At 51.3% G+C, this 15,095-nt stretch carries 10 protein-coding genes; all 10 read left to right on the plus strand.

Translation table 11 applies throughout. The features are described from left to right. Positions 1-5: 5 nt before the first annotated feature. The 10 genes from ABH899_RS07710 to ABH899_RS07755 all read left to right on the plus strand — a co-directional run bounded on the left by ABH899_RS07710 (position 6) and on the right by ABH899_RS07755 (position 14,925). A complete protein-coding gene (locus tag ABH899_RS07710; protein ID WP_369995967.1) occupies positions 6-896 on the plus strand; it encodes a polyprenyl synthetase family protein in 891 nt (296 codons plus the stop codon). Positions 897-990: 94 nt separating this feature from the next. Next, positions 991-2,892 carry a 1-deoxy-D-xylulose-5-phosphate synthase gene (dxs, locus tag ABH899_RS07715; protein ID WP_009674892.1) on the plus strand — a complete coding sequence of 634 codons (1,902 nt, stop codon included), beginning with the start codon at positions 991-993 and terminating at the stop codon, positions 2,890-2,892. A gap of 121 nt (positions 2,893-3,013) precedes the next feature. Then, entirely contained in the window at positions 3,014-3,856 is an 843-nt protein-coding gene (locus ABH899_RS07720) for a TlyA family RNA methyltransferase (protein WP_218229764.1), read from the plus strand. A gap of 128 nt (positions 3,857-3,984) precedes the next feature. Then, positions 3,985-4,455: a hypothetical protein gene (locus tag ABH899_RS07725; RefSeq protein ID WP_218229765.1), complete on the plus strand. Its 471-nt coding sequence runs from the start codon at positions 3,985-3,987 to the stop codon at positions 4,453-4,455. Continuing rightward, positions 4,452-4,898: a transcriptional regulator AhrC/ArgR gene (ahrC, locus tag ABH899_RS07730; RefSeq protein ID WP_009674923.1), complete on the plus strand. Its 447-nt coding sequence runs from the start codon at positions 4,452-4,454 to the stop codon at positions 4,896-4,898. The genes ABH899_RS07725 and ahrC overlap by 4 nt, the downstream gene beginning before the upstream one ends. Positions 4,899-4,930: 32 nt before the next feature. Beyond that, on the plus strand, positions 4,931-6,667 hold the full coding sequence (gene recN / locus ABH899_RS07735) for a DNA repair protein RecN (protein WP_218229766.1): 1,737 nt from the start codon (positions 4,931-4,933) through the stop codon (positions 6,665-6,667). 111 nt (positions 6,668-6,778) lie between these two features. Then, complete coding sequence (spoIVB, locus tag ABH899_RS07740; protein WP_218229767.1) at positions 6,779-8,113, plus strand: SpoIVB peptidase; 1,335 nt, start codon at positions 6,779-6,781, stop codon at positions 8,111-8,113. 199 nt (positions 8,114-8,312) lie between these two features. After that, positions 8,313-9,107: a sporulation transcription factor Spo0A gene (gene spo0A, locus ABH899_RS07745; protein WP_009674877.1), complete on the plus strand. Its 795-nt coding sequence runs from the start codon at positions 8,313-8,315 to the stop codon at positions 9,105-9,107. Positions 9,108-9,509: 402 nt separating this feature from the next. Further along, the gene (locus ABH899_RS07750) at positions 9,510-10,568 is read left to right on the plus strand and encodes an Ig-like domain-containing protein (RefSeq protein ID WP_369995343.1); all 1,059 of its coding nucleotides are present in this window, start codon (positions 9,510-9,512) and stop codon (positions 10,566-10,568) included. Positions 10,569-10,602: 34 nt separating this feature from the next. Further along, positions 10,603-14,925 carry a polysaccharide lyase family 8 super-sandwich domain-containing protein gene (locus ABH899_RS07755; protein WP_369995344.1) on the plus strand — a complete coding sequence of 1,441 codons (4,323 nt, stop codon included), beginning with the start codon at positions 10,603-10,605 and terminating at the stop codon, positions 14,923-14,925. The last annotated feature ends 170 nt before the right edge of the window (positions 14,926-15,095 follow it).

Genomic DNA, 15,095 nt, shown 5'->3' on the forward strand with positions numbered 1-15,095 from the left:
CAGACATGAACATCCAAGAATACATCGCTTCCTATGCGAAAGAAGTCGAGGTAGAGCTTCGGGAGCTGTTCCCCCGGCTTTGGGACATTCCGGATGTGCTGCGGCAGTCCGCCCAGTATTCGATCGACGCGGGAGGCAAGCGGCTTCGGCCGATTCTCGTACTTGCGGCGGCGGAAGCGCTGGGAGGACGCAAGGAAGCCGCCATGCCGGTAGCCTGCGCCATTGAAATGGTGCATACGTACTCCCTGATCCACGATGATTTGCCAGCCATGGATAATGATGACTACCGGAGGGGCAAACTAACCAACCATAAAGTTTACGGGGAAGCCATGGCCATCCTTGCGGGAGACGCTCTGTTGACGCAGGCGTTTTACAGCGCTTCACAGGCGCGCAGGCACGGTGTACCGGCCGAACAGGTTCTGAACATCGTCGAGGAACTCGCCGAATTTTCCGGAGCCCGGGGAATGGTAGGCGGGCAAGTGGCCGATATGAAGGGCGAGCAGGGCATTACGGAGCTTAGCGGCCTGGAATATATCCATCAGCACAAAACGAGCGATCTCATCATTTTCTCTCTCCGCGCGGGCGGACGAATTGCGGGCGCGGACGACAAGCAGCTCGAAGCGCTTACGGCCTTCGGCCGCTCGATCGGGCTGGCGTTCCAGATCCAGGACGATATTCTGGATGTGACTGGCACGCAGGAGAAGCTGGGCAAAGCCGTCGGCAGCGACGAGAAGCAGCAGAAAGTGACTTATCCCTTTTTCATCGGGATGGAGGAATCGGAGCGGCGGGTCGCGCTGCTGACGGACGAAGCCAAAACGGCCATCGCAGGCGGGGTTCTGCCGAAACCGCAAAGGCTGCTGGAGCTGGCCGATTACCTGATGAAGCGTGACCGCTGAAATTATGGTATAATGGTGAAATCAAATACACGAACACATGAACGTATTTCATAAATTTTGCTAATTTTCACCTTTGGAAAGCGAGGAAATTAATGTGCTGCTCGATCATATTAACCAGCCAGAGGATTTAAAGAGGTTGTCTACGGCGGAACTTGAACAGCTGGCAGGGGAAATCCGGCAATTTCTCGTTGAAAAGCTGTCTGCTTCCGGCGGGCACCTCTCCTCCAATCTGGGCATAGTGGAGCTGACCATCGCGCTGCATACGCTGTACGACAGCCCCCGTGACAAATTTATTTTCGACGTGGGGCATCAGGCGTACGTGCACAAAATTTTAACCGGGCGTAAAGACCGTTTCGATACCCTGCGTAAGTATAAGGGGATGTGCGGCTTCATCAAGCGGGCGGAAAGCGACCACGATGTATGGGAAGCGGGACACAGCAGCACCTCGCTATCGGCGGCGATGGGGATGGCCATGGCCCGGGATCTGAAAGGCGAAGACTTCCGTGTTTTTGCCGTGATCGGCGACGGAGCCATGACGGGCGGTATGGCGCTTGAAGCGATGAACCATATCGGCCACGAGAAGAAGAATCTGACCGTTATTCTGAACGACAATGAAATGTCCATTGCCCCGAACGTGGGCGCGATCCACAATTATTTGAGCAAGATCCGGTCCGATAAGCACTACCGCAAAGCGAAAGAAGAAGTCGAAAGTCTCCTTAAGAAAATCCCGGCTATCGGAGGGACTCTGGCCAAGACGGCGGAGAAAGTCAAGGATAGCCTGAAATATTTGCTTGTTTCCGGTGTCTGGTTCGAGGAACTCGGCTTCAACTACATCGGTCCGGTTGACGGCCATAATCTGCCTCTGCTGCTTGAAACGTTGAAACAGTCCGAGAAAGTGGAGGGCCCCGTCCTCATCCACGTTATTACGACCAAGGGCAAAGGGTACTCTCCCGCCGAGATGGATTCCCACAAATGGCACGGAGCCAGCCCGTACAAGATCGAGTCCGGCCAGTTTCTTAAAGCCGTGGGCAATCCCATGTATACCGAAGTATTCGGCAATACCCTTATTGAGCTTGCCGAGAAAGACGAGCGCGTAGTGGCGGTCACGCCTGCCATGCCGGGAGGATCGGGGTTGATGAATTTCGCCGCCCGCTTCCCCAAGCGCATGATTGATGTAGGCATCGCCGAACAGCATGCCGCTACATTATGTGCAGGCATGGCGGCGGAGGGGATGAAACCGGTATTTGCGGTTTACTCGACTTTCCTCCAACGTGCCTACGACCAGGTCGTGCATGATATTTGCCGTCCCAAGCTGAATGTCATGTTTGCCATTGACCGCGCGGGCTTTGTAGGACCCGACGGGGAAACGCACCAGGGCGTATACGATATCGCCTTCCTGCGCAACCTGCCGAATATGGTGCTTATGATGCCAAAAGATGAGAATGAGCTCCGCCGCATGATGCGGACGGGGATTGACTATAACGAGGGGCCGATCGCCGTCCGTTATGCCCGCATCAACGGGCTCGGCGTCCCGATGGATGAGAATCCGCAGCCGATTCCGATCGGCACTTGGGAGACGCTGACCGAAGGAGATACGATGGCGGTTCTGGCCGTCGGCCCGATGAACCAGGTCGCTCTGGAAGCCGCGGATATGCTGAGAAAAGAAGGCATTAATCTGCGCGTTATCAACGCCCGGTTTATCAAACCGCTGGATGAGGCCATGCTTCTCCAGCTTGCGAAAGAGCATATGCCGATCATCACGATGGAAGAAGGATCGGAACAAGGCGGCTTCGGCAGCGCGGTGCTCGAATTTTACGCGAAACAGGGCATCGAAGGCGTGCGTGTACGCACGATGGGCGTACCGGATTACTTTGTGGAACACGGTTCCATCAAAGAACAGCGCCAAGAAGTCGGCTTAACCGCCGAACACCTGATTACGCAGGTGCACACGCTGCTGCCGCGTAAACGCCAGCGTTCCGCCGGGCTCAATGCCTAACACCGCGCGAGGAACCCGGCGGTCTGGGCTTGGCGTTACATGACGAGTTCAACCACGGGAACCAACCGCACGTGCCGGCGGCAGCCGGCACACAAGACGAACGATAACAGGAGCTTATGGAATGGCGACAGATAAAGAACGAATTGATGTACTGCTCGTCGAACAAGGCTATTTTGAAAGCAGGGAAAAAGCCAAGGCCGCCATTATGGCTGGCCTTGTTTTTGCTGATGAGGAGCCTGTCGATAAGGCGGGAATGAAAATTAGCCGCGCGGCCGCCTTAAAAGTAAAGGGTGCGGTTCATCCTTACGTAAGCCGCGGAGGTTTGAAACTGGAAAAAGCATTGAAACAATTTAACATCGACGTAAAAAACGCGGTAATGCTTGATATCGGCGCTTCTACCGGCGGTTTTACCGACTGCGCGCTTCAGAACGGAGCCTCCCATGTATACGCGATCGATGTAGGCTATAACCAGCTCGACTGGTCGCTTCGTCAGGATGAGCGTGTCCAGGTTATGGAACGCACGAATTTCCGTTACTTGACGCCGGAGGAACTGACCGGTCCGTCCCCGTCTTTTGCCACGATCGATGTTTCTTTCATTTCCCTGAAAATCATTCTGCCTCCGCTGAAAACGATGTTGGGTGTAAAAGGGGAGACGGTCGCCCTCATTAAGCCTCAATTCGAAGCGGGACGCGAGAAAGTCGGCAAATCCGGGGTAATCCGGGATTCCGAAGTGCATAAGGACGTCTTGGAGAGTGTCCTCGGATTCGCGAAGGAGATCGGGTTTTACTTAAAAGGACTTACGTTTTCCCCGATTACCGGCGGCGAAGGAAACATAGAATTTCTTGCGTATTGGACCTGCAACCCCGAAGATCCGGAAAAGCTGGAGGAACCTCTTCAATCCCTAATCGACCGTGTCGTTCCGGAGGCCAAGGCCATGTTCGCCAAACCGGAAACCCGGTATTGATGGTAGTGAGGTTTTAACGAAAGCAAGGTTTTCCATAGGCAAACACAGGAAACCACTTGGAAAAAGACGTCACAGCCAAAAGGAATCCCCGCCTCGCTTAGCGAATAGGTACGTCGAGGTGATCCGGTATGCAGCACGGGGATACGCTTATCCTAATTTTGCTCTTAGGACTTCTCGCAGCATGGGCCGGCATAAGTTTCCGAAAGTGGCTGTATGAGCCTTACGCTGATTCGTTCCAACCCGTCCGCATTACGGACTATAACGAAGTTCCGGAAGACGATGATGTCGTCGAACTTCTGATCGGTGCCGGGTTTGACGTGGTAGGCGGGAAAACCAAAATCCCGATTTCGATGACCCTGAATCAGAAGGAAGAGCTGTACAGCCGCCTGTTTATCGACTATTTTGCTGAAAAAGAGGACAATCTGTATCTCGTCAAGGTGGCGCGCGAACGCAAGCCGCTCGAGATGACAGGAAGCGCTATCCGCGACATGCTGCTGGTGTACTCGCTCCTCGTGCCGGAAGCGGCCGGAGTGCTGTACGTGGACATGAACGGACGCAAGATCAAACAAATTACGTTTCACATTGAGGTGTTCGAATGAAAGGGCAACGCCACGTTAAAATCCGGGAAATCATTACGGGCCATGAGATCGAAACTCAGGACGAGCTGGTGGAATCGCTGCGCACCGCGGGTTTCAACGTGACTCAGGCAACGGTTTCCAGGGACATCAAAGAACTGCATCTGATCAAGGTCCCGCTTGATGACGGAAGATACAAATATTCGATGCCGGCTGATCAGCGCTACAATCCGATGCAGCGGCTCAAACGGGCGCTAAGCGATCATTTTATCAACATCGATTTTACCGAAAATCTGGTTGTCATGAAGTGTATGCCCGGAACGGCAAATACGATCTGCGCCTTGATCGATAATTTGGAATGGAATGAAATCATGGGGACGATTTGCGGGGATGACACGATCCTGATCATCTGCCGGACGAAGGACGTCAGCCAGAAAGTCGTGAATCAGATTATGTCGCTGATCTGACTCGGTCATGCAGCGAATTCAGGGGAGGACCTATGCTCACAGAACTGTCTATCCGCAATTTGGCGGTTATCGAATACGTTCACATCGGATTTAAATCCGGCTTTCATGTTCTGACGGGTGAGACCGGTGCCGGTAAATCCATCATTATCGACGCGCTGAGCTTGATTGTCGGCGGCCGGGGTTCCTCCGAACTGGTCCGCTACGGGAGCGAGAAGGCCGAGATCGAGGCTGTTTTCGAAATCGGCGAAGGACACCCCGTATGGACGACGCTCGCCCAGCTCGGTATCGAGGCCGCGGGGGAGGAGCAGCTGCTTATCCGCCGCGAAGTCACGGCAAGCGGCAAAAGCTCCAGCCGGATCAACGGCCAGCTCGTCAATTTGACGATGCTGCGCGAAGTCGGCGGCTGGCTTGTGAATATTCACGGCCAGCATGAGCATCAGTCTCTTCTCAAATCGGACGAACACATCCACTGGCTGGATGCTTACGGAGATAAAGAGGTGGGTCCCAACCTGGCGGCATACCGCGAATCGTACGACCGCTACACGAAGCTGCGCAAAGAGCTGAAGGCGCTTCAGGAAACGAGCAAGCAGTCCCTGCAGATGATCGACCTGTACCGCTTCCAGGTGGACGAAATCGCCGCGGCTTCCTTGAAGGAGGGCGAAGACGTCACGCTGGCGGAGGAGAAAAGCAAGCTGGCGAACGCCGAGAAGCTGTATTCGAGCGTGGCAGGCTCCTACGATACGCTGTACGGCGCGAGCAGCGGGCTGGACGCCATAGGCAAGTCCATCGCCCGCATCCAGGACGTGGCGGCCATCGACAGCGCGGGAATCGCTCCTTTGCTGGAGCAGATGCAAAGCGCGTTTTACCAGCTTGAAGATGCCGCTTACCAGCTTAGGGATTACCGCGACGACATCGAATTCAATCCGGAGCGGCTGGACGAAATCGAGCTCCGCCTCGATTTGATTGCTACGCTGCGCCGTAAATACGGCGATACGATTGCGGAGATTCTGGCGTACAGCGAGAAAGTCAGCGGAGAACTCGCCACGATCGAGAACAAGGACGAGATTATCCAGAAGCTGCAGGAAAAGCTCGACCGTGAAGTCGTCCAGCTCACGAAAGCGGCCCGGAAGCTGTCCGATTCCCGCAAAAAAATCGCGGACCGTCTGGCCGGTGAAATCGAAACGGAACTCCGCGACCTGCATATGGAGCGCACGCAGTTCCGAGTTCAGGTGTCGCATACGCCGGTTCCCGCGGGCGGCGGAGGGCTGGAGATCGGCGACGAGCCCGTTAAATTCACTCGGGACGGAATCGATCTTGTCGAGTTCCTGATGGCGCCGAATCCCGGAGAGCCGCTACGCGGACTCAGCAAAATCGCTTCGGGCGGTGAGCTGTCCCGGATCATGCTCGCCATGAAGAGCATTTTCGCCCGCCTGGATCAGATCCCCGTACTTGTCTTCGACGAGGTGGATACGGGTGTCAGCGGACGCGCGGCTCAGGCGATTGCGGAGAAGCTTTCGCTGCTTTCGCGCAGCTGCCAGGTCTTTAGCATTACGCATTTACCGCAGGTGGCATGCATGGCCGACGTACATTTTTACATTCATAAAGAAGTACAGGGGGAACGCACGTTTACCCGCGTGACCGATCTGGACCGCCGCGGACGCATCGAAGAGCTTGCTCGGATGCTCGGAGGCGTCGAAGTGACGGAAACGACCCTGCATCATGCTCAAGAAATGCTTGCTTTGGCAGACGAAAAAAAGTCAAGGAACTAACTGAGGCCTCTAGAAGCATTTGCAGTTATAAAACGAATGGAGGGAGGATACCTTAAGGGTACGCATTTGACGAGGGTTCGTCAGGGCAAGAAAGCAGAAGGAGGGTGTCTTGTGAAATCGAATCGTCGTAGAAGATTCATTGGTCTCCTGCTCGTTTTCTTCGTTTGTATCCTAAGTGTATCCGCCCCTTTCCAAAGCTTCGCCTCCTTCCCCGATGAGCTCCGGCTTTTTAGCGGGCAAGCCAAAGAACTCAGGCTTTCCATGCCGGTCAACGCCATGCTTACGGTGGAAGACCCCGAAATAGTCAAGGTTAACGGGAACTCCCGGCACTCATTTCAAGTTAATTTGAAAGATCCGATTTCCCTCCAGTCCAACCAGCAGGGCTACACCGAGATGAAACTGAAGCTGTTCGGAGCCATTCCTCTCAAGACCGTTAAGGTCAATGTCGTGCCGGACCTGAAAGTCCTCCCCGGCGGGCAAACCATTGGCGTCAAAATCAAGTCAGCCGGCATTTTGGTTGTAGGCCATCATCTGGTCGCCGTGAACGAGAAACAGAAGATCTCGCCGGGTGAAGAAGCGAAGGTGCAGGTCGGTGATTTGATTGTTGCGATCAACGGGAGCCCCTCTGCGGACGTGTCCAAGGTATCCGGTCTCGTCAATAAAGCCGGTCAAAGCAAGAAGCCGCTGGAACTGACGGTTCAAAGAGGCCATCAGCGCTTCGAGCTGAAGCTGAAGCCCGCGTATGACGTCGTGGATAAGTCGTACAGGCTCGGCTTGTACATTCGCGATTCCGCGGCCGGAGTGGGCACCCTGACCTTCTACGCTCCCGAGCAGAACGTCTACGGCGCCTTGGGTCATGTGATTACCGATATGGACACTCAGACCCCGATTGTGGTCGGCAGCGGCGAAGTCGTTCACTCCAACGTGACGTCCATTGCCAAAAGCCAGAACGGCGAGCCCGGCGAGAAGCATGCGCAGATTTTCCGGGACAGCAAAGTGATCGGTACGATTGAGAAAAATACTCCGTTCGGCATTTTCGGCAAAATGGAAGAAGCTCCTGAGTATAGTTTATCCCGAACGCCGATTCCGGTCGCATTCGCGGAAGAGGTAAAAGAAGGGCCGGCTCAAATTTACACGGTCGTGAACGGACAGAAAGTGGAGAAATTCGATATCGAGGTTGTGCATGTGGCCAAGCAGGGAAGCCCCGCTACCAAGGGGATGGTCATCAAAGTAACCGACAAGCGGCTGCTTGAGAAGACCGGCGGTATCGTGCAGGGGATGAGCGGAAGCCCGATTATCCAGAACGGCAAAATGATCGGCGCGGTCACCCACGTATTCGTGAACGATCCGTCCAGCGGGTACGGCTGCTTTATCGAATGGATGCTCCAGGATGCAGGCATACTGCTCCGGCCCGAATCAGATGCGAAAGGACTGAAGGCGAGCTAGCCTTTGGTTCTTTCTTTTTTTGCGAACGATTTGTCGAAAAATGTTGAAATACCAAAATAAAACTCTATTATAAAATAACCGCACACAAAAATAAAGAAAATAATTTTTCGACAGAAGGAATTTGATTGGGCGTGTCGAAATGATAAAACAAGGAATTAGAAAACCCTCGATTTTTTTACAAATAAAGGAGGCTTTCAAGTTGCAAAAGATTCAAGTTTTGTTAGCGGACGACAACCGAGAGTTTACACATTTACTTTCCGAATTTATCAGTGAACAGGAAGATATGGAGATTGCAGGCATCGCCTATAACGGAAACGAAGTGCTCCGTTTTATGGAAACGCAGAAGGATGTGCCTGATATTCTCATTCTGGATATTATCATGCCTCATCTGGACGGCCTGGGTGTACTCGAGAAGCTTCGCGAAATGAACTTAAATCCGGCTCCGCGGATCATTATGCTCACGGCCTTCGGCCAGGAAAATATCACGCAGAAAGCCGTGCAGCTTGGCGCCTCCTACTATATTTTGAAGCCGTTTGACATGGAGGTTCTGACGAACCGCATCCGTCAACTGGTGGGCAACCAGCCGGCTGTCACGTCGACCAGTTCCATCAAAGCGAATGTCGTTCAGATGCCGAAAAGCAAAAATCTGGACGCCAACATTACGACAATCATACATGAAATCGGCGTTCCTGCGCATATTAAAGGATATCAATATCTGCGCGAAGCGATCACGATGGTGTACAACAACATAGAAATTCTCGGCGCCATCACGAAGACGCTGTACCCCGCCATTGCGGAAAAATACAAGACTACCCCGAGCCGCGTCGAACGCGCCATCCGTCACGCGATTGAAGTCGCCTGGACGCGCGGCAACATCGACAGCATCTCGTTTATTTTCGGCTACACCGTGAATATTAGCAAATCGAAGCCGACCAACAGCGAATTCATCGCGATGGTGGCGGATAAGCTGCGGATTGAGCATAAGGTGAGCTGAGAGGGTTAGAAACCTTGTGTGGTAAGGGATTTGATTTTACAATCAACAGTGAATATCTGGAATAAGCAATTCTAAGCCGATAGCTTCTATGTAACATACCAACCAATACCGTTATTTATTGGGTTTGCAAAAATCCAATGAATAACGGTATTTTTTTATTATGACAAAAAATAGGGAAATTCTACGGTTCTCTTGAATCCTCAAGCCATTTGCCTCCCCGCTAAAACGAAAGGGAAGCGTTTATTGCAAAGATGCCAGCCTAAGGTAAAAAATTGACCTAATAAAGTCAAAATCGTTCACGATAGAGCAAAAAAATGAACTATGACGCAGCTAAATAGTTCTCTAAGATATTGTTGAGAGGAATTTTTTTCTTGATTCAGAATGAGAGAGGAGCAAAGTGGAATGACTTCGATGAGCAAAAGAATCTCTGTATTTCTGTTTTTTTGCTTCATGATGCAGGCGCTTTCATTTGGGACGGCAGTCCATGCAAGCGAACCGCAGCTGGATTTGGTTTCAAATGGGGGATTTGAAAGTGTAAAGTCTGGGGCAGGAAAGTGGGAAGCCGGAGTTGAACCCGTTGGTTGGGGGTTATGGTTAGCAAGCGGGACAGGAAAGGCCTCTGTGACTAGGGATGTTTACCATACAGGGACTCAAGCGGTCCAGCTTGAACATTTGGCACTGAGCAGAACCGGTCTTTCTCAAGATGTACCGATTACGGGTGGACAAACGTATAAACTGAGCGTTTGGGTAAAAACGAAGGATGTCAATTCGGGCATCGGCGTATTTGTAAGAACGCAGTTTTTTAAAAGCATCAAAGGTCTGGACGGGAAAACACAGGATGACAAGATAGGGTCCGGGCCCTCGACGGAAGAATTAACGGGAACCCAGGACTGGATGAAGCGGGAAGTCATCCTATCCGCTCCAGAGGAAGCGAAATATATCCGGCTGGAACCCTTTTTCGAAACAGGGACAGGCACGGTGTGGTTTGATGATATTTCATTAGTCAAATGGAACAGTGTGACGGGCCTGGCGCTGGACCAAACGAACATAACGCTGGAAAAGTTGCAAACCGCCGTCTTAACAGCCAAGGTGACGCCTGAAAATGTAAGCGGTTTATCTCTCCAGTGGCGGGTAGATAACAAAGATGTTGTGCAGGTGGAGGCTCAAGGCCCTCTTGCGGTTCTGACAGCTTTGAAGCCGGGTAAGGCGATCGTAACAGTGATGACAGATGACGGTACTTTTGCGGCGACAAGTGAAATTACGGTAAAAGAAGCAAGCATCCCAGGTGATCTTACGAACGATGGAAAAATAACCGTCGGTGATTTAGCCATGGCGGCCGCACATTTCGGTAAAGATACAAGCAGCCCGGATTGGGAAAGGGTAAAGGCTGCTGATGTGAACGGAGACCATAAAATCGATCGTAGTGATCTGATGTGGTTCACGGAACGGATTTTTCCATAAGTCAGTTACATGAACGAAAGGAGTGTTTATTTTCATGAAAAAGTCCATTTTGCAGTATGCAGTCATCGCTTTAACGATAGTCGCGCTCATTTTTACCTCTTATCCCGTTTCCGTTCAGGCCCAGCAGCCGGACCCGATTGATTCCATGAGGGACAAGTGGCTTGCGTTTTTGACGGGCGGCCAGCAAATCGATTTGAACGATGAAGATATCCGTCAAGCGGTGGAGGCCAACGCCAAAAAGGTAACCAACGACCAAAAAACCGGCTTTTGGGACCTGCTCCTTAAAGACCCGGCCCGCAAATCGTTGTGGGCGGATTATGCAAGTACGACGGATTCAAGCCATATTACCCTTTCTTATAACCGTTTGAAAGACATGGCGATTGCTTACTCGACTCAAGGCTCGAACTTGTACCGAAATGAGCAGCTAAAACAAGATATTATGGCGGGTTTGGATTGGATGTATACGAATCGTTTTAATGAGAACAAAGCGAAATACAATAACTGGTGGGACTGGGAAATCGGATCACCGCTGTCTCTCGGCGATATCATGACTTTAATGTATGATCAACTTTCTCCTGAGCAAGTTGCCCGTTATACCCGAACGATTGACAAGTTTATACCCGATCCCACCCTACGGCTGGGCAGCACATTGAAAGAAACAGGCGCAAACCTTTTGGATAAAGCATTGGCGGTACTGATTCGAGGAGTTATTGGCAAAAGTGAAACGAAAATCGTTCAGGCGCGCGGCTCCATTAGCTCGGTGTTCCCGCCGGTAACAAGCGGCGACGGTTTTTATGCCGACGGTTCTTTTATTCAGCATAACAATATTGCGTATACCGGAAGCTACGGAAGCGTCCTGCTTGGCGATATGGCTAAGCTTTTGACGATATTGAATGGTTCGCCATGGCCGATTCAAGATCCGAACTTGGCGAATACATACGATTGGATCACCAATTCGTTCGAGCCGCTCATTTACAATGGACATATGATGGAAATGGTCAGCGGGCGGGCGGTATCGCGGTATAACAACAATACCCGCGGAACTGCGTGGACAATTAATCGGATGTCGCAATTTGCTCCTCCTGACCTTGCGGCCCGTTACAAAAGCATGGTCAAAGAATGGGTTTTATCGGATACGAGTGTGTCCAACAAATATGAGGGCATGCCGATTCGGGATCTTGTTCTTTTCAAAGCCTTAATGAAGGATACGTCTGTCGTGCCGCGCGGGGATTTGATTGTCCATCATCAATTTTCGGCCATGGATCGTATTGTTCATGCACGGAAGGGATATGCCTATGCGATCAGCATGTCGTCCTCGCGGATTTCCAACTATGAGGGAGGAATCAACGGCGAGCATACGAAGGGCTGGTACACGGGCGACGGCATGACGTATTTGTACAATAACGATGCCGCTCAGTTCAGAGACGCCTTCTGGCCGACGGTGGATTCCTATCGGATGCCGGGAACAACCTCTGACGGCTTGCCACGGACAGGCAGTAAAGTAACCTCTAAAAGCTGGGTCGGCGGAGCATCGATGGACCAGTTGTATGGTGCGGCAGGAATGGACTTGGCTCCGCCAGGAAGTAAATTAACAGGAAAAAAATCGTGGTTTATGTTCGATAACGAGATTGTTGCATTGGGAGCGGGGATCACAACTTCCGATAGCCGAAAAGTCGAAACGATTGTTGAGAACCGGATGATTAATTCGGCGGGAGACAACAAGCTGATTGTAAATGGCGAGACTATGCCGAGTAATCTGGGCTGGTCCAAGAACCTTACAGGAGTAAAATGGGCCAACTTGCAAGGTACGGCAGCCGGAGCCGATATCGGCTATTATTTTCCCGAAACGGCAAATGTCAGCGCTTTACGGGAGGCGCGAAGCGGTTCGTGGAGAGATATTAATCCAACAGGCCCGACGGACACCATCACGCGTAATTATGCAAGCTTAGCGATTGATCATGGAACCAAGCCGACCGATCAATCTTATTCCTACGTGCTGCTGCCTACTTTAAATGCGGCGGCTACTCAATCGTATAGTGAAAACCCGGATGTGCGTATCTTGAGCAACACGGCGAAAATCCAAGCGGTTCAAGAAACCAAATTGGGCTTGACCGGCATTCACTTTTGGGTACCGGGGACGCTGGATCGCATACGCGCTTACCAGCCTGTTTCGCTCATGATGAAGGAAAAAGGCGATGAGCTTACGATTTCGGTGTCAGACCCGACGCAATCCCAGTCCAAAGTGAAAGTGGAGCTGGCGGCCGCGGCCTCGCAGGTGCTTGCAAATGATCCTAGCGTTAAAGTACTGCGGATGCTGCCAACCCTGCAACTGGAAGTAGATACTAGAGGTTCTTTGGGAAAAAGCCATACGATTCAATTGAAAATTAACCCGGATCAGGAAGTGGAGCTTCCTGGGGAAACCGATTATGAACCTGACCCGGCCGCAAAGGTTCGAATTCCGGTCACGGAAGATACATTCGTCAATGGCGGGACGGATGCGAACAACAATTTTGGAACAAGAGGATTTTTAAATATTCGAAATGGAAGCGGCAACACAGATCGCAAAGTTTTTCTGAAATTCGCGCTGCCTTCATCTATGCAGGACATTCATTCTGTGAGCCTGAATGTATATGGGGAGACGAAAGACGGAAGCGGTAATATCTCGGATATTGGCGTTTATGAGGTGCCTGACGATAGCTGGACAGAAACAACCTTAACTTTTGCGAATAAGCCGGCGCCAGGTAAACAAATTGATGTGGCCACGTTCACAACACCGGAACAATGGCGTAAATTCGATGTGACTCCGTTCGTGATGGCACAGCAGCAAGGAGACAAAGTGGCAAGCTTTGCTTTGCAGCAGGTCGGAAGTAACCTCGCTTCAACGATTCGAAGCCGCAAAAGTGAAGAAGGAAAATACCAAGCTTATTTGGAAGTGCTGGTTAAAGACACGAAAGCGCCTACAACCTCCGTGCGTGTTGATGGAAATAGCGGAGCCGATCAAGAAAATTATAAGGACGTGACCCTACACTTTACCGCGGTGGACGATCCGAACGGTTGGGGTGTTTTGAGGAGCGAGTATCGAATCAATGGCGGGAAATGGATGGCAGTTAAAGCAGGTCAGGTCATTATTCGAGAAAAAGGCGTGCAAAACATCGAATATCGATCGATAGACAAGGCCGGCAATATGGAAGAAGCACAAAAATTGACCGTCGTCCTAGCCAATGCGGATACTGAATTGAGCGGAAATCAATCCGTAGTTAAGGGTGAGCTGCTGATTGTTACCTACCGAATCAAAAAAGCTGTGAGCGATATGTATGCACATGACCTGACACTCGATTATGATGCTCATGTGCTGGAGTTTGTCTCCGCCGAGTCTATGCAAAGAGGCGTATCCATACTCAAGTCGAAGGCGGAAGACACCGGACGTTTGAGTTTCGTGATTGCTGGCGAGGGACAAGAAATCCAAGGGAACGCCGACTTATTGAAGCTTACCTTTAAAGTGAAAAAAGCAACGGACGCTGTAAGCGGCAAGATTGAGGTGGCCCAAGCGATCCTTGCCGATAAACAGGGAAGCGAAATGGCGGTGACACCGAGTTCTCTTCATTTTAGCGTCCAAGCTTCAACAGAAGGGCCTGGTCCGGTTAAACCTAACCCTGGAGATAACGGCAATGGAAACGGAAACGGAACTGATAACGGTAATGGCAACGGCAATGGAAACGGTAACGGTAGTGGGAACGGAAGCGGTAACGGAACCGATAATGGTACCGGAACGGATAATGGAGGCCCTGTACAGCCCGAAATTCCAACGGACAACACAGAAGCTGTTGTTTTAAATGATTTGAATGGTCATTGGGCAGAAGAAAAAATACAAGAAGCTGCTAAAAAAGGGTTGATTTTAGGATACCCGGACGGATCATTCCAGCCGAACAAGAAGATCACGCGCGCCGAATTTACCTCCTTGCTCGTTAGAGGATTAAAGCTGGATGAAGAGACCGAGCTTACGTTCAGCGATCACGATCTAATTGATCATTGGGCTAAGTCGGACATCGCGAAGGCGGTTAAAAAGGGAATTATCTCTGGTTATGAAGACAACACATTCCGTGCTGAACAGGATATAACGAGAACGGAGCTTACGGTGATGGCAGTGAAGTCATTGAATTTGACGGAAGAATCTCCAGATTTAACATCCTTCGTTGACCAAGCCGATATTCCCGTCTGGGCACGGGGGTGGGTAGCAGCTGCAGTAAGCAAAGGCCTCGTTACAGGGCGGGATAACAAGACATTCGCTCCTCTAGCACCGGCAACTCGTGCGGAAGCGGTTGTCATTCTTCTGAATTTATTATCTTTGAGGAAGTAGTTCAGACTCGAAAGAGAACTTTATATTGAAAAAAGAAATAGGAGCCTTTCACGTAGATTCTTACGATGGTAATATCCCCTTACGGTAGACAACGAAATGGAGACATCTGCTAAGATGGTCTTTATGTTGTCTACCGTAAGGTTCTTTTTATGGGTAAACGAAGTCGTACG

Origin of the sequence: Paenibacillus sp. RC84 (genome assembly GCF_041260495.1) — a bacterium.
Taxonomy (GTDB): Bacteria; Bacillota; Bacilli; order Paenibacillales; family NBRC-103111; genus Paenibacillus_F.

Coding starts and splice junctions, on each gene's coding strand:
- ABH899_RS07710 (WP_369995967.1), top strand. CDS start 6: ATGAACATCCAAGAATACATCGCTTCCTATGCGAAAGAAGTCGAGGTA.
- ABH899_RS07720 (WP_218229764.1), top strand. CDS start 3,014: ATGGCGACAGATAAAGAACGAATTGATGTACTGCTCGTCGAACAAGGC.
- ABH899_RS07725 (WP_218229765.1), top strand. CDS start 3,985: ATGCAGCACGGGGATACGCTTATCCTAATTTTGCTCTTAGGACTTCTC.
- ahrC (WP_009674923.1), top strand. CDS start 4,452: ATGAAAGGGCAACGCCACGTTAAAATCCGGGAAATCATTACGGGCCAT.
- recN (WP_218229766.1), top strand. CDS start 4,931: ATGCTCACAGAACTGTCTATCCGCAATTTGGCGGTTATCGAATACGTT.
- ABH899_RS07750 (WP_369995343.1), top strand. CDS start 9,510: ATGACTTCGATGAGCAAAAGAATCTCTGTATTTCTGTTTTTTTGCTTC.
- ABH899_RS07755 (WP_369995344.1), top strand. CDS start 10,603: ATGAAAAAGTCCATTTTGCAGTATGCAGTCATCGCTTTAACGATAGTC.